16 protein-coding genes are annotated in these 21,926 nt (G+C 45.7%); 10 read left to right on the top strand and 6 right to left on the bottom strand.

Translation table 11 applies throughout. The annotated features are described in order from the left end of the window. Positions 1-26 precede the first annotated feature (26 nt). Positions 27-2,228 (top strand): hypothetical protein, encoded by a 2,202-nt coding sequence (locus LFX25_RS12950; RefSeq protein WP_238731598.1) that lies wholly within the window; start codon positions 27-29, stop codon positions 2,226-2,228. Positions 2,229-2,577: 349 nt separating this feature from the next. Here the strand turns inward: LFX25_RS12950 and LFX25_RS12945 are convergent, their stop codons facing one another. The 4 genes from LFX25_RS12945 to LFX25_RS12930 all read right to left on the bottom strand — a co-directional run bounded on the left by LFX25_RS12945 (position 2,578) and on the right by LFX25_RS12930 (position 5,951). After that, complete coding sequence (locus LFX25_RS12945) at positions 2,578-3,474, bottom strand: hypothetical protein (protein ID WP_238730609.1); 897 nt, start codon at positions 3,472-3,474, stop codon at positions 2,578-2,580. Positions 3,475-3,922: 448 nt separating this feature from the next. Continuing rightward, positions 3,923-4,975, bottom strand: a complete 1,053-nt coding sequence (locus LFX25_RS12940; protein ID WP_238730608.1) for a DUF5777 family beta-barrel protein — start codon at positions 4,973-4,975, stop codon at positions 3,923-3,925. After that, on the bottom strand, positions 4,957-5,475 hold the full coding sequence (locus tag LFX25_RS12935; RefSeq protein WP_238731597.1) for a YceI family protein: 519 nt from the start codon (positions 5,473-5,475) through the stop codon (positions 4,957-4,959). Before LFX25_RS12935 ends, LFX25_RS12940 begins: the two co-directional genes overlap by 19 nt. A 44-nt stretch (positions 5,476-5,519) precedes the next feature. Then, positions 5,520-5,951: an LIC11213 family lipoprotein gene (locus LFX25_RS12930; RefSeq protein WP_238730607.1), complete on the bottom strand. Its 432-nt coding sequence runs from the start codon at positions 5,949-5,951 to the stop codon at positions 5,520-5,522. Between the two features lie 242 nt (positions 5,952-6,193). Between LFX25_RS12930 and LFX25_RS12925 the strand changes: the two genes are divergently transcribed. The 3 genes from LFX25_RS12925 to LFX25_RS12915 all read left to right on the top strand — a co-directional run bounded on the left by LFX25_RS12925 (position 6,194) and on the right by LFX25_RS12915 (position 9,997). Beyond that, positions 6,194-6,853 (top strand): transglutaminase-like domain-containing protein, encoded by a 660-nt coding sequence (locus LFX25_RS12925; RefSeq protein ID WP_238730606.1) that lies wholly within the window; start codon positions 6,194-6,196, stop codon positions 6,851-6,853. Positions 6,854-7,274: 421 nt separating this feature from the next. Next, positions 7,275-8,999, top strand: a complete 1,725-nt coding sequence (locus LFX25_RS12920; protein WP_255717819.1) for a methyl-accepting chemotaxis protein — start codon at positions 7,275-7,277, stop codon at positions 8,997-8,999. A gap of 233 nt (positions 9,000-9,232) precedes the next feature. Further along, positions 9,233-9,997 (top strand): heparin lyase I family protein, encoded by a 765-nt coding sequence (locus LFX25_RS12915; RefSeq protein WP_238730604.1) that lies wholly within the window; start codon positions 9,233-9,235, stop codon positions 9,995-9,997. Between the two features lie 236 nt (positions 9,998-10,233). On the opposite strand, the gene LFX25_RS12910 is transcribed toward LFX25_RS12915, so the two are convergent. Then, positions 10,234-10,659, bottom strand: a complete 426-nt coding sequence (locus LFX25_RS12910) for a DUF1499 domain-containing protein (RefSeq protein WP_238730603.1) — start codon at positions 10,657-10,659, stop codon at positions 10,234-10,236. 122 nt (positions 10,660-10,781) lie between these two features. Between LFX25_RS12910 and LFX25_RS20965 the strand changes: the two genes are divergently transcribed. The 6 genes from LFX25_RS20965 to LFX25_RS12885 all read left to right on the top strand — a co-directional run bounded on the left by LFX25_RS20965 (position 10,782) and on the right by LFX25_RS12885 (position 20,047). Then, on the top strand, positions 10,782-11,138 hold the full coding sequence (locus tag LFX25_RS20965; RefSeq protein WP_406600499.1) for a GNAT family N-acetyltransferase: 357 nt from the start codon (positions 10,782-10,784) through the stop codon (positions 11,136-11,138). A 357-nt stretch (positions 11,139-11,495) separates the two neighbouring features. Further along, entirely contained in the window at positions 11,496-12,077 is a 582-nt protein-coding gene (locus tag LFX25_RS12905; protein WP_118956404.1) for a peroxiredoxin, read from the top strand. Positions 12,078-12,179: 102 nt separating this feature from the next. Then, a complete protein-coding gene (sufB, locus tag LFX25_RS12900) occupies positions 12,180-13,595 on the top strand; it encodes a Fe-S cluster assembly protein SufB (protein ID WP_238730602.1) in 1,416 nt (471 codons plus the stop codon). A gap of 215 nt (positions 13,596-13,810) precedes the next feature. After that, entirely contained in the window at positions 13,811-14,935 is a 1,125-nt protein-coding gene (locus tag LFX25_RS12895) for an Lcl C-terminal domain-containing protein (RefSeq protein WP_238730601.1), read from the top strand. A 114-nt stretch (positions 14,936-15,049) separates the two neighbouring features. Next, positions 15,050-19,021: a PAS domain S-box protein gene (locus LFX25_RS12890; protein ID WP_238730600.1), complete on the top strand. Its 3,972-nt coding sequence runs from the start codon at positions 15,050-15,052 to the stop codon at positions 19,019-19,021. Between the two features lie 123 nt (positions 19,022-19,144). Further along, positions 19,145-20,047: a tetratricopeptide repeat protein gene (locus tag LFX25_RS12885; RefSeq protein ID WP_238730599.1), complete on the top strand. Its 903-nt coding sequence runs from the start codon at positions 19,145-19,147 to the stop codon at positions 20,045-20,047. A 9-nt stretch (positions 20,048-20,056) separates the two neighbouring features. On the opposite strand, the gene LFX25_RS12880 is transcribed toward LFX25_RS12885, so the two are convergent. Next, a complete protein-coding gene (locus tag LFX25_RS12880) occupies positions 20,057-21,679 on the bottom strand; it encodes a DUF2079 domain-containing protein (protein ID WP_238730598.1) in 1,623 nt (540 codons plus the stop codon). Between the last annotated feature and the right edge of the window lie 247 nt (positions 21,680-21,926).

The following is a 21,926-nucleotide window of genomic DNA, read 5'->3' as shown; positions in this document are numbered from 1 at the left end:
GCCCTATGACAACACTCCTCTTATTCATGTTAGGTCTTTTATCCGCCGGGGCCGGAGCCTACACTCTCTTTAGAGACAAACCCGCCTCGAAAGACGGCGATTCCGCTTCGGGAAAATCGGCTTCCGGAGGAGCAGGCGGTGCGGGACCGGGCGGCGGTGGGACTAACGTTCGCGGGGATCGCGGAAAAGAAATTCCCGTTTCTCAACCGGGCGCTCCGGGAGGCGCGGGACAACAATCGGGAGCCGGTCTTCCGTCCACGGGCGGTGCGGGTGCGCAGGCTCCGTCCGGAGGAGGACCAAGACCCGGAAAGGAAGACGCGCAAAAACACAAAGAAGATTTTCCCGGTCTTCGGAAAAAGCCTAAGTTAGATCTTAAGAACAAGGTCGACGATATCATTCGCAGCAATTCCAAATTTGCGAATCATCGTCGTCCTCTCATCAATGCGGAAGCTCTCGTTGATAAGGAAAGCTACAACGGCGCATTAGAAATTTATAAAAGAACCAAGACTCGAGTTCCCGACGAAGAGATTCAAGGGAAGATTCAGGAGAATATCGATCAAATCCAGAATCATCTCGAGAGCGACGAAGAGGAAGTCTATCGTCCAGACGATGGCGGACCTCCGATTCCGTTGGGAGATTTGGTCCGCGCCATCAAGGACATCAGCGAGTCGTTAGGCGATACGATTTCGAAAGGATTTTCCAATCCGATTTCACTTCCGCTTTCTCCTTTGGATCCCGGTGCGGTGCCCGGTCCTCCGACTTTGCCCGGTAGTTTGCCTCCAGGGCCGATTTCTTATCATGTCTTCAGTCCCGGTCCGGCCTTGCCTCCAGGGAGCATTCCTCCTCCAAGTCCGGAATCCTTAGCCGGTGGTGGAGCCGTTTATCCGACTTTTCCTATGGGGGGAGGTGGCGGCGGGAGCGGAGCAGGTCCTGGCGTGGGAACTCCTTCAGGATCCCCTGGTTCGAGCCCTTCAGGTTCCGGGGGAGCCGGTGGGTCCGGAGGTGGACCAGGCCGATTTGACGGTGGCGAAGGCTTTTCCTCGGGTGGAGGAGGCGGTTCCGGTGTGGGAACTCCTTCAGCTTCCAGCGGCGGAGGCGGCGAACGATCCGTAGAGAGTGAGCCGTTGAGTTATAGTTCCGGAGGCGGGGGCGGAGTTCCGTCTGCACCTTCTTCCAAAGAACATCTGGATCCGAACGCGATGGATCTTCCCGACGACACATTCTTCTCGGAAGAATGGGAGAAGTTCAAAGACCTTCCTTTAGTCGATCGCCGAACCGGAGAAAGCAGGCGGTCCGGTGGTGATCGCCGCGGTAAAGATCCGACTCGAAAGGATCGTAGGCAGGGAGACGACCGCCGACAAGAGGATCTATTCAAACTTCGAGACGACTATCTCAAACAAAAGGAAGAACAGAAAAGGCAAGAGCGAGCCGAAACTTCTCCGCCTGAACCGCCTGCATACGACTGGTCGGAAATGCCGCCGATGCGGGACGACCTTCCTCCGTTCTTGGCTCCCGTCGTTCCTAAGATCGAACTCGTACCGATTCGACTTCCCGATCCACAGGACAAAACCGTCCGTCCTCCGGATGAAGTTCCGCCGGCTGCTCCGAGTCCAGCTCCTTCCGGGGAAGTTCGCTTCGAAGCGGCTCCTTCTCCGGCGCAAGAACAAGACCTTAAACCATTAGAACTTCCTAAAATAGGTCTGCCCGATCCTGAATATCAAAAGACGGCCGAAGCGACTCCGGAGATTCCGCATCTCGCTCCAACTCCGACGACTCCGGAAGCGGACGAAGCCCCCGAGATCGAGGTCCTCGAAGGAGGTTTGCAACCGTTCGACGAGGAAACGGAGGAGGAAGAAGGAGGCGGAGAAGAATCCGGCGGAGGTTCCAAAGAAGAAGAACCGAGAATGATCCACGGGATTCTGGAATTAAAACCTCCGGAAGTGGACGATGCTCCGTTCTTGACTTTGACCTACGACTTCGACAAGATTCCGCACGCTTTCAAGCTTTCCAAGAATTACAGTATTATGGAATACTCCTATTACAAGTATAAGCCGATGCTCGTAAAAGCGCAGGAGTTTGCGAGAAGGAAGATGCTCAAGAACGCGCTGAACTACTATCGGGTTATCAAATCGCAGAACATTCCTCCCGAACTCAGAAAGATGATCAATCGAAACATCAAGGACATCACCGAATTCATGGAAAAATATCTCATGGCAAAAGGCGGATAACGGTGAAGAATTTTTGCTATAAATTTTTTTAAAAAATCGTTTAAAAATCGTAAATAACGTAAGTTCGGCTTAAGGAGATTTTTAACGCTGATCGTGTCCTTGATTTTGGGGTATCTCATTCAAAACTTAAAATGCGGGATCTCCTTAGTTCTTCGATCGGTACAAGCTTCTTCGAAAATCCGAATAGCCTAAATGTAAGGATTTTGTCGGAGCTATGCCAATGTATTTTTCGGTTTTTGGACGAGCTCTAAAGTGTAAGATCCTATTTTAGTTATTACAAATCAGTCAATTTCTTTCAAAGGAGATGTCAGGCTAATGCTGTTGCTGCACACGATGCCGAAAGTCGCAGTTATTTGCGTTGTTTATACCGCTTTAGTAATTCATTTAATGCATCTTTATAACAACTTATGTTATACCCGTGAATCATAATAAAATCTAATTGTCGATTTTCCGGTAAAGCATTCTTATAAGCTTCGATATCATCTATATATTTTAATTCTAATTTGATAAATTGATTTTTATCATTAGCTTTTTTGAAACTCTTTTCCAAATCATAAAGATTTTCGAGTTTTTTAATTAAATCATCTATTCGTTCTTTTGATAAACCGGATTTTTCCATAATTAGTTTTATTACTCCTGACTTTGTTGATTTTGGAGTAATACTTATCAATTTATCTTTTGATATCAATGGCAACGCTATGTCTCGATCTATTTCCATGTGGCCTGCTATCATCCATAAAAATATTGCACCTGGTCCAATTGCTAAAGGTCCATTAATCTTATCATCAATAACTTGACAAAGAACCTCTCCATTCATATCTTTAAAAGCAGGGTGAAACACGAAACTTCCATCGCCGCCGCTTATAGGCGATTGTATGCTATATAAATCATAGTCTTCATCCTTCCATTCGGTTCTCTCAAGATTTTTGGAGTTAATTCTATTATCAAACGCAATCTGTCCGCCGAATAAATTTTCTCCTTTCCAGATGCACATAGCTGCATGTTCAGAAATTATTCTTTTAACTGATTCAGGCCATCGTCCAATCTCTTTTTTATCCGCCGGTCCGGTAAGTTCAATTGAAACGTCATTAACAAGATTTACTTTAATATTTTCATCCAAATACTCAATGCCTTCGACTTTAGAAAAAATTCTCTGAAATAAATCCAAGCTGGATGGCGTATCTAACAAAAGCCCTCTGAAATGCTCGATAATCTTTTCATTATTTCGAGTCCATTCTGTATTCATTTTATTTCCTTTTGTAATATTCTAATGTAATTTAAATTGATAATAAAATATTTTTTTTTTTTGATTCCGGTGTATCTGTTTTGACTTATCCGGTTTGTTTATAATTGGCGACAATTGCTCGGTTTGGTGTTACGGAATTCTTGAGGAATGCAAATGCTTTCGGAATGATTCTATCGCCAAAAGCCCGTGTTAAACGTAAAGTGAAATATTTTAAGTCATAACTCATCCGCTAAATCATCTTTAAGCAACAATTGAATAAGTTTACACTCCCCAAGCATGGATGTCGGAAATCTTCCGAATTTTTGAGCCTTCGGTATCCGAAAAACTCTATAGAACCCCTGACTCCAATTTCTTCAATACCTTGTCGATTTGTTCTGTGTTAAATCGTTTCGTCTTTACTTTCTATTGTTATTTTACATCAAAAAGGATTTCAAATGTTAAAAAGATGTTAATCTTCTTTTGAACTCTCCAAGGAAAAATACCGATGGATGTTAAAACCCACGGTCCATTCTTTCTTGTTGTAATCGTAATCCGCGCCGCGGAGCAATTGCGTATGAGCGATGGATCGGCTGTTCGTAACGAACAATTGAAACACGTGGCCTCCCGTTTCAAAGTCCACGCCGAAACTCAAAGGAACCGACATGTATTCCACCGGTTTGGAAAGAAGAATGTTGTTGATGACCGCGTCGATCGTTCTACCTCTCGCGATAAGATCGTTGATCTCCGAAGCGGAATATTCCACCCCTCCGATTTTCGTTTTGCGGTCTTCGGTAACATACGAGTCTCCGATATAATCCCGCTTCGGAGTGAGAATCGTTCCGAACGTAAAATCCAAACGTTTGAAGAGATGAATCCGAAACGAAACGTCCAAGCCGGTTCGATCGTTCGAGATATGGTCTTTTACGAAGTTTCTATGAACAAACATCGGAGAAAGTTGAAGAGAGAAGACGTCTCCGAATCGTTTCGAAATCAAAAACGAAGCCAATGTGCTTTGGCGATCCGTATACGTCAGTTCGTACGTATTCAGCTTTTTATTCGCTTCGGAATCGAATGTGGTAAGCCCCGTCGAAACCTTGAGATACGGACCGTAGAATCGTTCCTGCTCCTCCGTTTCCTGGCCGAACACTCCGAAAAAACTGACCGTTACCGGAAAGCTCGAGTCTTGCGTTAAAAGGCGAACCTTCCCTCTCGCTTCGTACGTTTTTTGAAACGAAGTCCTCGCCATTCCGATCGTGATCCGGTCGGTCACTCCGTAGTCGAGAGAAAGCTGCGTATTGGCTCCGTTGTCCAAGCCGATAAAGTCGTACGAAGTGGACTTCGCATTTCCGAAACGGTGATTGAACCGGAAGTCCAATCCGTTTTTACCCACGTCCTCGGTGCTGGGCATGTGAATCAAACTGCTTCCGAGGAAGGCGGACTTTCTTTGGTCCTGCGCGGAAAGGCCGAAGGAGATTAAAAACAGAAAAGGAAGAAGAAAAAGTTTTATTCTTTGGTTTGCCATGTTACGGATGTTTCGATTCTTATTTTTTCATTCAGTTTCAAAATTACTAATTTAGGAATTTCGATTTTAAAGTCTGTCAGGAGCAGATCAAAGTTTGCGTTGACCACAAGTTCTTTTTCTTTTTCCTCGAAGGTTCCCTGGACTTTAACGTTCTTTTTGGAGATTCCGTGGATCGAAAATTCTCCGTCCACGATCACCGTTTTGGAGGTTTTGTCCCACTTGACGATGTTTCCTTGAAACGTAGCGAGCGGGAACTTTTCCGTTTCCAGATAATTCTCGTGCATATGTTTGTTCATCAGTCGATTGGGAACGTTTAAGTCGTTCAGATTCACCCGGAACCAGAACTTCTTCGTATCCAAATTGGCCGTTCCTTCTGCTTTGGAAGCGGTTCCTTGGATCGTTTCCTGAGGAGCTTCGCTCAAGAACCGAATGTTCGCCTCTTTAACGATCCAGGAATTCTTATCCGCCGCGAAGGCGGACCCGCACCAGAAAATTAGAATAGAATAAAAAACGAATGTGCGAACCGAACGAAGACGCGCCGAAATCACGGATTGGCTCCTTTGAGAATCCAGCAGAAGACGGCTTTGTTGATCGAATCGTTATTGTAGATTCTCATCGTGCCCGTGTTGATTTTTTGAAACAGAAGGCTGTTTCTAGGATCGTTTACGATCACTCGATTTCGAACCGCGCTGTACGAAGTGATATCAAAACCGGCGTTCGCGTTGCTCGAATTATGGCAAGTGGAACAAGTCGACGTTCCCGCAGCGTTTAACGTGGAGAATGCGGGAGCTGGATCGGTGCAATCGGAATTGCTCAGTTCTTTAAGTGGAGCCGCAGATCCCATGAGAAAGGCCAGATTCTTAAGAGAATCCTCCTTATCCGAACTTTTTTCGTTTTGGCAGGCGGGTAGAATCGAAGCAATTCCGAGCGTAAGAATTAAAATTCCGAGCGTTCGTCGATTGTGTTTTTCTTTCATAACATTCTCCTTTGAAAACGGATTTACAACAGATAGAATACCGTTCGCGATTTCCAATCTTATAACGGATTTGCGTCGCAAAAATCAAAATTTATAATTTCGCATTTCCAAGAATATACGCACGATTTTCAGGAAGAAAAATCGCAAATTTACTCTCCGAATTATAGGATCGATTGCAGTGGACGCGAAGGTTCCCGTAAAAAATAGTGTAAGTAGAAGCAAATCCGAGTCGGAGTACGAACATGCAATCCCTGGAATCGACTTTAAAATCCACATACTATCTCGATCACGATTCCGAATCGGTGCGGAAGTTTTTAGAGCGCGTCACTTCCTCCGGAAATTCTCCCTTGGAAAAACTTGCAGAATTTTATTTAGGGGTTCGGGATCAGATTCGATACAATCCGTATCAAGTGAACGATCGGAAAGAATCCTATAAGTCGAGTACGATCGCCGACAGTAAGCAGAACTATTGTATTCCGAAGTCGATTCTTTTTGCGTCCGGTGCAAGGGCTCTCGGTTTCCCTTCGAGGATCGGATTTTCGGATGTGGTCAATCATCTTGCGAGCGAACGTTTGATCCGTCATCTTGGAACGACAACTTTCGCTTTTCACGGATATGCAGAAATTCTAATAGACGGAGTTTGGGTCAAAGCCACCCCCGTTTTCGACAAGGAACTCTGCATACGATTCGGAGTCGCTCCTCTCGACTTCGACGGAAAAAACGATACGATCTTTCATTCGTTCGACGGAGAAGGGAAGAAGTTTATGGAATACGTAAATCATAGGGGAGTCTTCGAAGACTTTCCGTTCGAATTCGTAATCCAAGGCCTGAAGGACTTTTATCCGAACGTGATGGGTAAGACGTTTCGAGGCGATTTGAGAAACGAAAAGCCTTTGGTTTGACATTCTTGTCGAACACTTCCGTATTTCTATTCGATTTGATTACGTCTCCTTTTAATACGAATTTAAAATCATTCCAAATCGAAGTCTCTTTTTAAACCGAAGAAATAAATTTCCTGCGTCTCTTTTTTCTCTTGAGGCGCATTTCAAATTCGTATCTTTTACAAAGTATCCATGGAAACGAGTATACGATCTCTTTTCCTCCGAGAAATAAATGAACGCTCCTTCAATCGTTTTAGAATAGACCTTTGTATGTGTGTAAGCTATTCTTTACGTTTAGAATTGCTCTAAAATAGAAGAGCTTTGACTCACATTATCTTCGCATCTGCTTACTTTATAAACTTATATAAGTAAACGCAGACTCGTTTTTGAAAACACTTGACTACCTATGTGATAGAGGCTATCATTAGCCGCCTTAAAATCTATGAAAAAGATATATATATTCATCCAAAGGTTAGGAATTCGAAAAAAGCTTATGCTTCTATTCGGATCGGTTTTGATACCGATCGCTTTGTTGGTGAGCTTAGCGCTTACGAATACGAAGGATAGAATCGAAGACATAGAAACGATCTACGAAGATCGCGTAATTCCTCTCAAACAATTAAAGAAAATCTCCGATCTCTACGCGATTTTTATCGTGGATTGCGTTCACAAAGTGAGAAGCGGAGTGTTTACTCCCGAAGAAGGCGTTGCCAATTTGGATAAAGCGACTTCCGGAATTCAAAAAGAATGGTCTGCTTACAGCGCCACGCATCTCGTAAAGGAAGAGGAAGTGATCATCAAGGAATTAACTCCTTTGTTTGACGCATCAAACGCCGCGGTTGCCGAAGCGAGAGAGCTGATGACCACAAGAAACTTGGAAGAACTCGGAGTTTTTGCGGAAAAGCGTCTCTATCCGAGAATCGATCCGGTAACCGAGAAAATCGAAGAGTTGATCCAGGTTCAGTTGAGAATTACGGACGCGATTTATATCAAAGCGGAGAAGGAATTCGCTTTCAGTTGGTTCGTGTTCATTCTTCTTTCGGGAATAACTCTGACGTACATCCTTTTGGTCGCGGTGATCTATTCGATCCAATTGGTCAAAGGATTGAACACTGTCAGCGGCGCGATCATAAACGCGGATTTTTCGCATCCGGTCGAGGTGGACGAAGACAAAAAGAAAAAGGACGAACTCTATCTTCTTCTCATGGCCTTCCGTCTCTTTCAGATCAAGGTGAAGGAGATGCTGGATACGATCCTGAACTTTTCGGAAAGCATCGTGGCTGCTTCCGAACAGCTTTCCCAATCGGCCGATCATCTTTCCTCCAATGCGCAATCCGAGTCCGCTTCCGTGGAAGAGATTTCCGCATCCGTGGAGGAAATCTCTTCCGGGATGGAATATGTAACGAGGAACGCGGAATCCCAGTATGCTTTGATTTCTTCGTTTAACGGCGAAATGCGCGAACTGGAAGGAATGATCTCGAAGGTGGGGGATGCGGTTAAGAATTCTCTGGATAAGATTTCCGAAATGTATCTTAAAACCGATTCCGGTAAGAAGACGATGGGCGATCTCTCCGAAAGTATGGAAAAGATCGAGAACAGCTCCGTGGAAATGCAGTCCATCACCGCGATCATTAAGGAGATTTCCGAAAAGGTCAACTTACTCGCGTTAAACGCCGCGATCGAAGCGGCCAGAGCCGGGGAACACGGAAGAGGTTTTGCGGTGGTTGCGAGCGAGATTACGAGACTCGCGGAACAAACCGATTCCAGTGCGATGACGATCGAAGAACTCATCAAAACGAGCAACGCCGAGATTGAAACCGGAAGAAGAATCGTGGAAAATTCCGTGACCGTTTACGCTCAGCTCTTGAGCGGTCTTGAACATTTGAAGGAATCTTCCAATCAGATCGTGGCGACGATGGAACTTCAACAAGAGAAGAAGGAGAAGATCCGTTCGGGAGTCGATCAGGTCGACGCGAAATCCGAAGAAATCCGCAATTCCGTGAAAGAACAAAAGGTGGCGATCGCGGAAACCGCAAACGCGGTTTCGAATATTTCCATTACGGTTCAAAACAGCGCGGCGAATTCGGAAGAGATTGCGGGAAGCGCGGTGAGTTTGTTGCAGATCGCGAAAAATCTGCAGGAAACGATGAGCTTTCTCAAGGGATAGAAGTTTTCGGAATCAAAAAGCTGATTTTAAAATCGTATCTATAGAAAGAAAAATATTCCGAAACTGAAAAAAACGATTCGGTCGGATTGTTGAGTTAGAACATGAAACCTATTTGGAAAGAAATTGATCAAGAGACTTTCCGAAAGAAATCCAAAACCAAAAGACTTTTTGCGAGTCTTTTGGTTTTTTCATTTGTGGCGATCGGCTGTCGTCCCGATTCGGATGAAAGTCAAATGCAAACCTTGCTCCTACTCGGAGCCTATAACCAAGCGCAGTGTTCTTCCGCGGCCAATGCGACGAGAACGCAAGCAAAGAGAACATTCTTCACTTCCTTTGAATCCGTTTCCGATTTTTCAAACTTCTACATCGTTCCGCAGAACTATCACAATTCCTGTTCGCACGATCTTTCCGCCGAACAAGTTAAGACCGGAGCAAAGTCGCACAAGGGTTGGGTGTATTCTTCGTATGCAGCGAGTAGTCTTTTGGTGAATAACAATCACCGCGGTTATCCTACGATACAATTGCATAAGACGAGCGGCGGAAGTTTCGTGACTCCGGTTTTGATCACGATGAATGTTTGGCTGGATATGAATTTGAGGACGATGCAGCCGGAAAACGAGTGGTTCAGCTTTGCGACGATCGCGGATGATTCTTCCGATAATTGGAACAGCCCCATTCTTGTGAATTTAAACAACGAAGGGTTTGTTCATCTAATGCACGTTCCCTGGATGGGGCAGAAACAAACTTCGTATCAAACAAGTTCGTTATCGTTTCCGAAGTCGCAATGGGTGGAGCTGAAAGTCTATTTGGATTTTTCCAATCCAGAAGGGAACGTCAAAGTTTGGCAGAACGGAACCCTCGTTTCGGAAGCGAAAGTGTATTGCAGAAAAAACACGATCGCACAATTGCATTTCGGTTTATACGCGCCGCCCAGCATTTCGAGCGGAACGGTTTACAACGACGATCTGAAAATCGAAGAAGTGGACGCAAGTCCGTAAGATGGAGAGATCGGCGGAAGTTTGTAAAAAGGGAATCCGTGACAAAAGCTTTTTAGAATTTAGCGCTTCCGGCGCTTTATCAGATCCCGTTCCAAAGAAAACTCACTGACACTGCTCTCTACGGATCGCAGTGTCAATGACGGGAACTTGGAGTTTGTCTTTCTATCCAAGTAGAAATAAGTTTCGGGACAAGCTGTAAGTAACGATTTAATTTTTGTTAAACGACTTCGTGTTTTTCATTCCCAGCCGAGTTCTTCGCGGAGGTTGTTCATCCTTCTTCGGTTCGCAAGAAAATCAAACAAACCTAGGATGGATTCCGAGCGGATCTGAACGACCTTGTCATTCTCATCAAATAAGAATTCCACCGTGTCCGGGAAATGAAAAACCCTGGTATAAAAGCGGGTTTTGATATAATAACCGTCGACTTCCAAAACGCTGACGCGGTCGGCCTGTTCGAGTTTTTCTTTGAGTTTTTGAAAGGCTTCTTCCTTTTCTTCTCTGTAGCGGAAGGGTTCTATGTGATGGATGAAGTTATACGAAGAACTTTGACTGGAGACGCAGTTCGGTCTCGGAGAACAATAGTTGAGTTCCTTGTCGTAGACTCCGGTTCTGGGTCCGATCAAGGTCGTGCAGCAAAGAAGAATCAAAAGCGCTGTTTCCATAAAAATTAGACTTTTCTAAAATTCCTTTTCGAGAATTCTTCCGTATGTCATGGTACGATTAGAACCGTTCGAGACCAACGATATTCCCCTGTTGATTTCCCGGGTAGATACTCAAGGAGTCGTTGCCGCAATTTTCCGGTCCTAAGTTTCGTTTTCCTTTAACCGAAGAACAGCTTCTGGAGAATCTCCGGGCCATCGATCGTAAGGCATTTCGCATGATTGAAACAAGTTCCGATGAAAGGATCGGTTATTGCGAACTTGCCTCGATCAACTTGGAACATGAGTCCGCTCGTGTGCCGCGGCTTTTGATCGGCAAGTCCGAGTCGCGTGGAAAAGCGATGGGCAAGGAATTGGTTAAACTTCTTTTGCGGATTCGTTTTACGGATTTTGGATTGCACCGGGTAGCTTTGAACGTGTATGATTTTAACCGGCCGCAATCGCCTGTTATCAGAATGTCGGATTTCGGATCGAAGGTTTAAACCGGGATATCGTTCGATTCAAGGACGGGTTTTGGTCCGGATTTGAGATGAGCATTTTACGACCGGAATGGGAAGCCTTGCCGGTTTCTTAAATTTGTGGTAGTTCCCACAAATCGGGATGGACCCTGGGTTTTCTTTGTTCCCAAGAAGATTCGGCATTTTTCGGGAAAAATGTGGGAACTCATACGACTTGAATCCGACGGAATCTGCTTCTTCAACGCGGGGGCCGGAGTTCCGTCCATTTTTTAGAATTGAAAAAAAATTAGAATGATTCTAAAAAATATTTGCTTCCGGGGGGGAAGCCGATAGTATGGAAGGGTCTAAGTTTCAAAATCAAAATTCAAAAGGAGAGACAAAATGCCTCAGGTTACATCCCTTGCGCCGGATTTCAAAGCGGAAGCTGTTCTTGGAAAAGAAATTAAGGAAGTTAAACTTTCTGACTACAAAGGAAAATGGGTGGTTCTATTCTTCTATCCGCTCGACTTCACCTTTGTTTGCCCGACTGAGATCATCGAATACGATAACAAGCTCGCTGAATTCAAAAAACTCGGAGCGGAAGTTCTCGGCGTTTCCGTGGATTCCGCATTCACTCACTTGGCATGGAAGAATACTCCGAAAAAAGAAGGCGGTATCGGAGACATTAAGTATCCTCTGATCGCGGATCTTACGAAGTCCATCTCCAGAGACTACAACGTTCTTACCGATGGTGGAGTCGCGTTGAGAGGAACCTTCATCATCGATCCAGCGGGAGTGATCCGTCAGGCGACCATCAACGATCTTCCTGTGGGACGTAATATCGACGAAGCGATTCGTCTGATCAAAGCGTTCCAATTCGTGGAAAAACACGGCGAAGTTTGCCCTGCGAACTGGGATGAAGGAAAGAAAACGATGGTTGCGGATCCTCAAAAATCCAAAGACTATTTCTCCGCAGTGAACTAAGTTCACGGATTTTTTTCTGTCCGCAGGCGCTCGCCTGCGGATTCTGGCACTTGAGAGACGAAGTAGGCTCAACGGGAGTCTAATATCGGGAGGAAACGGAAAATGGAACAAGTTCTGGAAAAACAATCCGCCAACGAAGATCGCTTTTACCGCCCCGATAATTTTCCGAAAGGCCTCACACGCAAAGTCGTCGAATCCATTTCTCATATTAAGAACGAGCCGGGCTGGCTCACGGAATTCCGTCTCAAAGCCTTTGAAATCTACGAACAAAAGCCCATGCCGACTTGGGGATTTTTTCCCAACTTCAACGTGGACATCGATTCTTACACGCACTACATCGGCTCCAATCAACAAAAGAAAAAATCCTGGGACGAGGTCGATCCCGAAGTCTTAAAATCCTTCGAACGACTCGGAATCCCGGAACACGAACGCAAGTATCTCGCCGGAATCGAAGCTATGAACGATTCCGAAACCGTTTACGCGAACGTAAAAAAAGAATTAACCGAACTCGGGATTCTTTTCTGCGACATCGACACCGCAATCCGGGAATATCCGGACATCGTACGCAAATATCTCGGAACGGTCGTCAGCGTGGGAGACAACAAATTCTCCGCGTTGAACAGTTGTGTTTTTTCGGGAGGTTCGTTCGCGTTCGTTCCCAAGGGAGTGAAAACTCCGATGCCTCTTCAAGCTTACTTCAAAGTCACCGCGGCTTCTTCCGGTCAGTATGAAAGAACATTATTGATTGCTGATGAAGGAGCGGAGATCGAATACTCCGAAGGTTGTTCCTCCGTTCAAGACAAGGGCACGAACTTCCATACGGCGGTTGTAGAACTCATCGCTCACAAAAACGCGAAGATCTTTTATACGACGATCCAGAACTGGAAGAAGAACATGTACAACTGGACCGTCAAACGCGGGTTATGCCACGAAAGAGGGCATATCACTTGGACGGACGTGAACATCGGAGCGAACACCGTCAAATATCCGGGAATCGTTCTGCAAGGAGACCATTCCACGGGGGATATTCTATCTCTTGCGTTTGCGGGCGGAGGACAGATTCAGGATACCGGCGCGAGAATCATTCATGTCGGCAAAAATACTCGAAGCAATATATTAGCAAAAGGTGTTTCTCTCGACGGAGGAATCAACTCCTACCGAGGACTTGTTAAGTTCACCGCAGGATCCGAAAATTCTTACTCTCACGTTAAGTGCGACGGTTTGATGATGGACAATCGTTCCCAATCGCACGCGTATCCATACAACGACGTTTCCGGTCAAAACGGAACGCTCAACTACGAAGCTACCGTTTCGCGGATCGACGAAGATCAACTGTTTTATCTTCAGTCGAGAGGATTGTCCGAAGACGACGCGAAACTTCTCATCATCAACGGATTCTGCGAAGGTGTGACCAAACACCTCAACGTGGAATACTCCGTTGAAATGACGCGTTTGATCCGAATGATCTTGGAAGACGGCCACGTCATTCAGGAAAACAACGGCTCCGTCGTAAGCTGATCCGTAGAAGTCTTTCCGATCGGTACACATCGAATTTTCGGGAACGTACAACGCGCCCATTTCGGCAAAAGGAAAGACACGTTTAAGTTTTTTCTTGCCGAATTGCCGCGGTTTTTCGACAGTTCGAAATTATAAAAAGACCGATGTCGGTTTAAAATTTTCGTTTGTCAAAAAAATGTTGACCGTCTTTTTGGCGGGTCGGCTAAAATAGAAGTATGAACCGGGTTCTTCTTTTATCCGTGCTTTTGTTTTTGACCGCCTGTGATCCCGGAAAGGAACCATACAATCCCGAAATCCCGTATTCCAAGGCTTGGTGGGACAGCGTGATCGTTCGCTGCGCTCTCGGGCAAAATTCTTCCTGCGTATTTCCTCCGATTCCACCGTCGATTTTTCCGGATAAGATTTCCGATACGGGACAAACGCTCTGTTACGATACAACGACCAATATCTCCTGCGGTAACGGAACCTATCCGCGTCAGGACGGTGACTTCCTGGATCTTCCGTCTAACAGAAGTTATATCGGTCCCACGGCTCACTCGGTTTATACGAACGATTATACGACCTTGGATGCGGTGCGCGGTCTTATTTGGAAAACCTGTGCCGAAGGATTGAGCGGGCCTACTTGCTCGACTGGAACCGCGACCGCGACTACGTACGCAAGCGCGCCGACTTATTGTGCTGCGTTGAACGCGCAAAACTCGGGGGCGGGATATGCGGGAATCACCACTTGGAGGATGCCTTCGATCTTCGAACTCGAACGATTCGCGAATATCGAAAGCAATACGGCCGTGGATTCTTCCGCGTTTCCGGGAAGCCCGAGCGTGAATTTTATTTCCGATACTCCGTATTCGGGAAGCCCTTCCACAACGGGCTGGCATATTCAAATCAACGCGGGTTTTTACGATCAGTTGAATTACGGAATCAGTCCGTATGGAGTTCGCTGCGTTTCGGGAACTTCCCTCTCCACGCCTTCTTACACGAACAACGGTGATGGAACCGTTACGGACAATCGAACCGGTTTGATTTGGCAAGGCGGTGCGGGTTCAGGCGGAACGAACACTTGGCAAGGTGCGCTTAGTTATTGCACCTCTCTTTCTCTCGCGGGAAAAAGTTGGAGATTGCCGAACATCAACGAACTTCTGAGCATCGTGGATTATTCCGGTGTTACTCCTGCGATCAGTTCGACGTATTTTCCGGGAACCGTTTCCCAATACTATTGGAGTTCGTCCACGGCGAGAAACAATCTGACCTACGGATTTGCGATTTTCTTTACGAGCGGGCTTATGGGCGGGAATGGAAAAAGTTCGAACTGGTATCTTCGCTGCGTTACCGGTCCGTAAACGAAACCGAAGCGCGAAAAAATAGAAAATCTTAGGTAAAATGGTTTTTCCTTTTCCGAGTTCTCTTTAATATTTAAACGTCTTTTAAATAGAAGCGGAAACGTCGCCCGACCCATGAAAACCTTAGATTCAAATTTGCTTAATTCCGAATTCTTCCGGCAGATTTTCGAAACCAGTCGGGACGGAATCGCAATCGCAAATCTTGAAGGAAATTTTTTGGAAGCGAATCCGGCCTTTCAGATTCTTACCGGTTATTCTCTGGAAGAACTGCAGAGAATGAGCTTTTGGTCCTTAATTCCTTCCCATTGGAATTCGGTGGAACAAAAAATTTTCGAAGAGAATCTTCTTTCTTCCGGTTATTCTCAGGAATTCGAAAAAGAATACGTTCGTAAGAACGGAAGTCCGATTCCGATCTGCGTCAAGACGTACGTGCTTCAGGACGATTCCAAAAAACCGGTCGCGATTTGGGGAATCATCCGCGACATCTCCGAACAAAAACGAAACGAAGAAGTCCGCGAAAAATTATACGATGAAATTAAGGAAGGCTGGGAAGCTCTGCGGAGAATTTTCGTTCTCAATCCGTTTCCGATGGCGATCTCCGAAATCGGATCGGGAAAACTTCTCGAAGTAAACCGCAAGTTCGGCGAACAGATCGAATACGACCACGATCAACTCGTAGGAAAGACCACCTTGGAACTCGGCGTTTGGTTTTCGCCGCAAGTTCGAGAAACGATCGTCTCGATCATGAAACGCGACGGGTTCGTGGACGGAGTGGAGATTCCGTTTCGAACCACGAAAGGAAAGGAATTTTGGGCGCTCTTTTCCGCGCAGCCGATCGAATACAAAGGAAAGACCGCTCTTTTAAGCATCACCGTTCCGATGACGGATCGGATCAAGGAAGAACGGGAAAAACAAAAACTTTTGGACGAGGTCCGTGAAAAGGAAGAGATCCTCAGTCAGATCTTTCGGATGAATCCGTCCGCGATTACGTTGTCGAAAGAGGACGGTACGTATTTAGAAGTAAACGAAAGGTTTTTGGAATACTTAGGCAAAACAAAAGAGGAAGTATTGAATAAAACCCCTCTCGATCTCGGGTTTTACTACAACCTCGACGATCGGGCTTTGATTTTTCAAAATTTGAGGGAGAAAGGAATCGTACAAAACCTTGAAGTTAAGTTGAAAACTTTCAGCGGCGCGATTAAGACGATCTTATTTTCCGCGAGAATGATCGAATCCTTCGGGGAGAAAAAAATTCTTTCCATCGGTCACGATATTTCCGATCTCAGGGAATCGGCCTCCAATCTGGAAAATCTCGCACAGGAACTCGAAAAAAACAAAAGCCTCTTTCAGAAATTGTTTCAGCTCGTCCCTTCCGCGTTAGTCGTCACCGATTGGGAGGAAAAGACGATCGTCGACGTAAACGAACGATTTCTCGAAATGGCAAAACGCACTCGGGAAGAAGTGATCGGCAAGACGACTCCCGAAATTCATATCTGGGATAAGTCCGGAAATTTCAGAGCCGAAGTCTACGAAGCTCTTTCCAAAACGGGAGAAGTGAAAAATCTCGAATCCGTTTATCAAGCTTCGGACGGGGAAATCGTTCCGATTCTTTATTCGGCGAGAATCATAGAAATCAACGGACGAAAACAGGTTATCTCTCTTGCGACCGACATCTCCGAAAAGAAAAAGTCGGAGGAAGACCGAAGAAGATTGGACGAAGAACTTCGTCTGAGCAAAGACCTTTTTGAAAAACTCTTTCAACTCACGCCCGCAGCGGTCTCCCTTTCCGAATTGGAAACCGGAATTTATCGACAGATCAATCAGTCTTATTGCGATCTGATCGGTTATACGAGAGAACAGATCATCGGAAAGTCTTCGATGGAACTCGGAATCTGGAGAACTCCGATCGATCGGGCAAAACTCAAAAAGGAATTGGAGGAAAAAGGTTGGACCGCGAGCCTCGAGGCCACGATTCAAACCTCGGACGGGACCGTGAAACACGTATTATCGGGAAACAGAGTTTTCCAGTTGGACGGAAAACCGATGCTGCTCGCGCTCCTCATCGACGTAACGGATAAAAAAGCGATGGAGCTCGAACGGAATGAATATTTCGCAAAGATGCAGGAAAGCAAGGATCTGTTCGAAATGATCTTCGAGATGAATCCCGATACGATTACGATCAACAATCTTTCCGATGGAAGTTACGTTCAAGTCAACGAACGCTTCTCCGAGATGCTCGAATATACCAAAGAGGAAGTGATCGATAACATTCCGATCGACATAGGCATCTGGAACGATCCTCGGGAAAGGGATAAGGTCGTCTCGATTCTCAGAGACGAAGGAATCATCCGAGATTACGAAGTTCAATTCAAAAAGAAAAGCGGAGAGGTCGTCGATACTCTGTTTTCCGCAAGACGAATTAAGATCGGTGAGGAACCGATCGCCATCGCGATCACAAGAGATATAACTCAACAAAAGATCGCCACAAGGGAACGCGAGGAACAAACAAGAAGAATCGCCTTACACGCGCAGGCGCTCATGGAGATAGCGACCGATTCGGAATTCGCGTCCGGAGATCTCGAAGCGGGAATGAAAAAAATCGTTCTTATGGTATCGGAAGTGGCGGATTGCGACCGGGTCGGAATCTGGATCTTTCCGAAAGAAAACCCGAACCTATGGACGATGTTTGCGGGTTGGGATCGGAAAGATCAGACTTATATGTCTCGGGTCGAATTGGACATGTCCGATTATCCGACTTATTTCGAGGCGATTCGAAGCGATCGTTTCGTGGACGCGTCCGATGTGATTCACGATCCGCGAACTGCCGAACTTGCGGAAACGTATAGCAAACCGAACGGGATCAGTTCTCTTCTCGACGCGCCTTTTTTTCTTCGGGGGAAAATCAAAGGGGTAGTTTGTCTCGAACACCGCGGAGAACAGAGACGTTGGAAAGGATATGAAAAACAATTCGTCGTCACGGTCGCCGAACAAGTCACTCAGCTTTTATTGAATGCGGAAAGAAAGGAAGCCAAGGAAGAATTGGAAAAGGCTGTCAAGGTGCGAACTTCCGAATTGGCAAAGGCTTTGGAGAATCTTCAGAAAACTCAGGAACAACTGATTCTTTCCGAAAAAATGGCCGCGCTCGGACAACTCGTCGCGGGGATCGCACACGAGATCAACAACCCGTTAGGCGCAATCGCGGCCCTCAGCGGCGAACTCCGCGCGTATTTGAATTCTTCCGCGGATCGAATGGAAACGTTGAGTCCCGAGTTCGGGAAGGCGAGTTCGGAATTCATTCACGATCTTTCGGAATTGATCCGCAGAGGGATCGAAAGTAAGGAAGCGATGTTATCCCGAGAAAACAAAAAGGCCGCGATGGCTTCGATCAAATCGAAGTTGATCGAATTGGGATTCGAGAATCCGCACGATATTGCGGATCGCCTTTTGGACAACGGACTTCCCCTTGCATTGGAAGAATTCTCCCCATTGTTTTCCGATCCGGCGCGTTATCCGTTGATCAAATTCGCATTGGAAGAAATTCATACGTATCGAAATATCCTATCGATCCGATTGGCGGTGGACCGTACTTCCAAAATCGTATATGCTCTTAAAAACTACGCGCATATCGATACGGAGGAAAGCAGAGGAAAGGTTCTCACCGATCTTGCGGAGAACATCGAAACCGTTCTAACGATCTATCATAATAAAATCAAAAGCGGTGTGGATGTGGAATTGGACTTTCCGACCCGACCTACGATCGAAGCCTATCCGGACGATCTTGTGCAGGTTTGGACCAATCTCATCTACAACGCGTTGCAGGCGATGCGGTTTAAAGGAAAGATCAAAATTTCCATCGGAGATCGAAAGGACGAAGTCAAGGTTTCCATTCAAGACAATGGACCCGGGATTCCGTCCGACGTGCGAGAAAAGATATTCGATCCGTTTTTTACGACCAAAGGACCGGGAGAAGGAAGCGGCTTAGGTTTGGATATTTCCAGAAGGATCGTAAAAAAACACGAAGGAAGAATCGAGCTCGAATCGGAACCGGGTAGAACTATCTTTCATGTGATTCTTCCCAAAAAATAAATTTAGGTTTTCGATCAATCCGGCTTTTCTATTTCGAAAAAAAACGGAAAATCCGAGCGGGTTTCGGAAATTTTTTGTTCAATAAAAAGTTGAATTCTCGAGGAATTTGATTTCTATTACCTGATGGCAAATAGAATACTCGGTTGGTTTTTAATCCTCGGAATTATCATTCTTCTTCTTAGCATCGTATTTCCCGGTTCAAAAGAACCGAATCCGAACGATCCCGCCGCCGTCGCTCAACCTTCTTGGATCGAAAACGCTCTCGGAGGAATCCTCACCGCCGTTCAGGAAATCAAAACGAGCATGGCTTCTTCCGGTTCCGCCGATTCTTCCGATACGAACGTGCCTTCCTCCACCGGCACAACCTCCGGAGAAGATCCGAGCGAGGTTTTTAATCGTGCGTATCAAGCCAACGAACGGGGAGAATATCAAAAGGCCGTCGAAGAATATTCCAAATATCTGGAATTGGTTCCGGGGGACGCTTCCGGTTATTACAACCGCGGTCTTGCGCGTTATACCATGAAACAATACGAAGATGCGGTTAAGGATTTCGATAAGGCGGTCGAGTTGGATCCGAACAAAACGTCAGCCTATCTTTACAAAGGATACGGAAACGAGATGATCGACGATTGTATGCAGGCGATCGAAGATTTTCAAAAGGCGATCGATCTCGGTGAAAATAAAAACTCGGAACTCTACGGACATAAGGCGCGCTGCGAAAACAAGGACGAGGATTATACGGCGGGTTTGGAGTCGGCGCAGAAAGCCGTGAACTTGGATAAGAAGAACGCATACGCGCTTTTTGAGCTCGGTTACGCGCAATACGCGCTCGGGAAATATGCGGAAGCAGTAGCGAGTTATTCGAAGACCTTGTCGTTCAATCCGAACGACGAAGTCGCGTATCACAACCGCGGTCTTGCGTATGTTTTTTTAAAAAAGACACCGCTTGCTTGTAAGGACTTTCGAAAGTCTTTGGATCTCGGATACCAAGATTCCGGCAAACGTTTGAAGGAATATTGTAAGTAAGAATCGCTTTTAACGTTTCGGACTTGCACTTCGCCTATACAAACCGAAATTTTTCGTGGTTAAAACGGGTTCGATCTTTCCGTTGCGAACGTCTCTCTGAATTCTTTGCAAAATCAGTTCCGAAGAAAGATACGCAGAATTGTATCGATGATCGAACACGATCCATTCTTTCCATTCCCTGTTTTCCCGGATCGGATATACCGGATTGTCCGGCGAAACGAACGGAGAAAGATGAAATCCTGCCGATACGGAATTTCCCGCGGGAATCGATTTTAAAACTTCTTCGAGTTCTTTCGCTTTGCTCGTTTGCGGTTGCAAGGGAATCGGATATTCGTTTTCTTTCGCGTTTCTGTAAACGCTGAATGCGAAAGTTAAAAGAAGAAGAACGAAAATTTTCCGTTCTTTCGGAATTCGTTTTAAAAATCCGATACGGCCGATAAAAGAAGATTCGGATTCTCGCGAAGGTTTGAAATCGTTTCCGGCATTTTGAATCCAAGTGGAACCGGTTCTTAAAAAAAGAATCAAAAACGGAATCAAAGGATATACGTAATAGCTGTAGAGATCCCGAACCCACGGATGCACCGAAAGTCGAAACGCGGAATACAAACAGAAAAACGGAACCAGCAACCATCCTCCGGTCCAATTCCAAAATCCCCATTCCAGGCTGAGATCCCGAACTCCTTTCCAATAAGAGTAAATACTTTCCGGTTTTTGAATATACGAAAACGCGGCCCAAAGCGGATTTGCAACCGCTTGTCCCCAATATTCTTTCCAGTTTCTTTGTGCGGAACTTCCCGCAAGTCCGCTTAAATACGGGTGGATGAGAAAAGAATAAATAAGACAGACGCTCAAAACGAAAATCCATTCTTTTCTTTTCCGCGGATCGGCAAGTAGGAGTCCGGCGGAAAGTGCGGCCAAGTAAAAAGAAAGGTCTTCTTTAATTCCTAAAAAGAAAACGAGTCCGAGAACGGTCATCCAATGTTTTTCTTTTTGAACGCCGATTAAAACGCATAGGATCGCGCAAGGAACCAAGGCTTCAAAGTGAAGGGAATGTCCAAGCCGATACAAGCCGGAAGAACCGGCCCAAAGCAAAGAAGCACAAAGAGCAATTTCTTTCGGGACGGAAGAGGCCAGGAGATAGAAATACAAAAGAGGAATCGAAATCGAGATAAAGAAAAAAACTCCGATTCCTAAACCGAGAGGGGAGCCGAACGACATCGCAAAAGGCGCTAACAGAAGAATTCCGGGCGACATGTGATGCGAAAGAAAATTCGCATTCTCGTCGGTTCCATAGTATTGCGTTTGAAAAAACGTTTTGTCGATTCCCGGAAGAATCATTCTAAACTGAGCCGCGTAATCCAAGTCGCCTAACAGAAACGACTCGGCCGCCCTTTGCGTGTAAAAAATTCCTTCCGCGAAAACGGATGCGGACCAATACGAGATGAAAACGATCGGTGAAATTTTTAAGGAACGAAAAAAAGGATGTCCGTATTTCCGGTCCGCCCAATGCAAAAACACGCAAAGAATCAAAATCCCTGCGAGTGAAAATCCGCCCAAGCCCTTGCTCCCGAACAAGATCTGAATCGGAAGATATAAAAGAAAGAACGGAAGGAATGAAACTGACACGGACATCTTCGTTTTATCCAAATCTCATTTCTTCTTTTTAAATTCTTCCGAAAAAAGGTTTTTTGTAACGAACGACGAAAAAGTTCGGCTCGTTTTCTTTCGCACGACGGTTCTAAATTCTTCCCATTTCCGAATCGGATTTGGATAAAAAATTATTTACAAACCTTGGATTCCCCGGAAACTCTCACAGCTTACAGCCGCGCCCATAGATCGGATTCGTGCATTAAAAAGAAGCGCGGCTGCAAATTCTCAC

This window comes from Leptospira sanjuanensis, from assembly GCF_022267325.1.
Classification (GTDB): domain Bacteria; phylum Spirochaetota; class Leptospiria; order Leptospirales; family Leptospiraceae; genus Leptospira; species Leptospira sanjuanensis.
The sequence above is the reverse complement of the archived record's forward strand: the minus strand, read 5'-3'. Positions and strand labels throughout refer to the sequence as shown.

What these genes read in the sequence shown, in the direction of transcription:
- LFX25_RS12930 (WP_238730607.1), bottom strand. Translation starts at nt 5,951, where the DNA reads ATGAAAGAAAAACACAATCGACGAACGCTCGGAATTTTAATTCTTACG.
- LFX25_RS12950 (WP_238731598.1), top strand. Translation starts at nt 27, where the DNA reads ATGTTAGGTCTTTTATCCGCCGGGGCCGGAGCCTACACTCTCTTTAGA.
- LFX25_RS12920 (WP_255717819.1), top strand. Translation starts at nt 7,275, where the DNA reads ATGAAAAAGATATATATATTCATCCAAAGGTTAGGAATTCGAAAAAAG.
- LFX25_RS12915 (WP_238730604.1), top strand. Translation starts at nt 9,233, where the DNA reads ATGCAAACCTTGCTCCTACTCGGAGCCTATAACCAAGCGCAGTGTTCT.
- sufB (WP_238730602.1), top strand. Translation starts at nt 12,180, where the DNA reads ATGGAACAAGTTCTGGAAAAACAATCCGCCAACGAAGATCGCTTTTAC.
- LFX25_RS12890 (WP_238730600.1), top strand. Translation starts at nt 15,050, where the DNA reads ATGAAAACCTTAGATTCAAATTTGCTTAATTCCGAATTCTTCCGGCAG.
- LFX25_RS12880 (WP_238730598.1), bottom strand. Translation starts at nt 21,679, where the DNA reads ATGTCCGTGTCAGTTTCATTCCTTCCGTTCTTTCTTTTATATCTTCCG.
- LFX25_RS12895 (WP_238730601.1), top strand. Translation starts at nt 13,811, where the DNA reads ATGAACCGGGTTCTTCTTTTATCCGTGCTTTTGTTTTTGACCGCCTGT.
- LFX25_RS12905 (WP_118956404.1), top strand. Translation starts at nt 11,496, where the DNA reads ATGCCTCAGGTTACATCCCTTGCGCCGGATTTCAAAGCGGAAGCTGTT.
- LFX25_RS12940 (WP_238730608.1), bottom strand. Translation starts at nt 4,975, where the DNA reads ATGGCAAACCAAAGAATAAAACTTTTTCTTCTTCCTTTTCTGTTTTTA.
- LFX25_RS12925 (WP_238730606.1), top strand. Translation starts at nt 6,194, where the DNA reads ATGCAATCCCTGGAATCGACTTTAAAATCCACATACTATCTCGATCAC.
- LFX25_RS12885 (WP_238730599.1), top strand. Translation starts at nt 19,145, where the DNA reads ATGGCAAATAGAATACTCGGTTGGTTTTTAATCCTCGGAATTATCATT.
- LFX25_RS12945 (WP_238730609.1), bottom strand. Translation starts at nt 3,474, where the DNA reads ATGAATACAGAATGGACTCGAAATAATGAAAAGATTATCGAGCATTTC.
- LFX25_RS12910 (WP_238730603.1), bottom strand. Translation starts at nt 10,659, where the DNA reads ATGGAAACAGCGCTTTTGATTCTTCTTTGCTGCACGACCTTGATCGGA.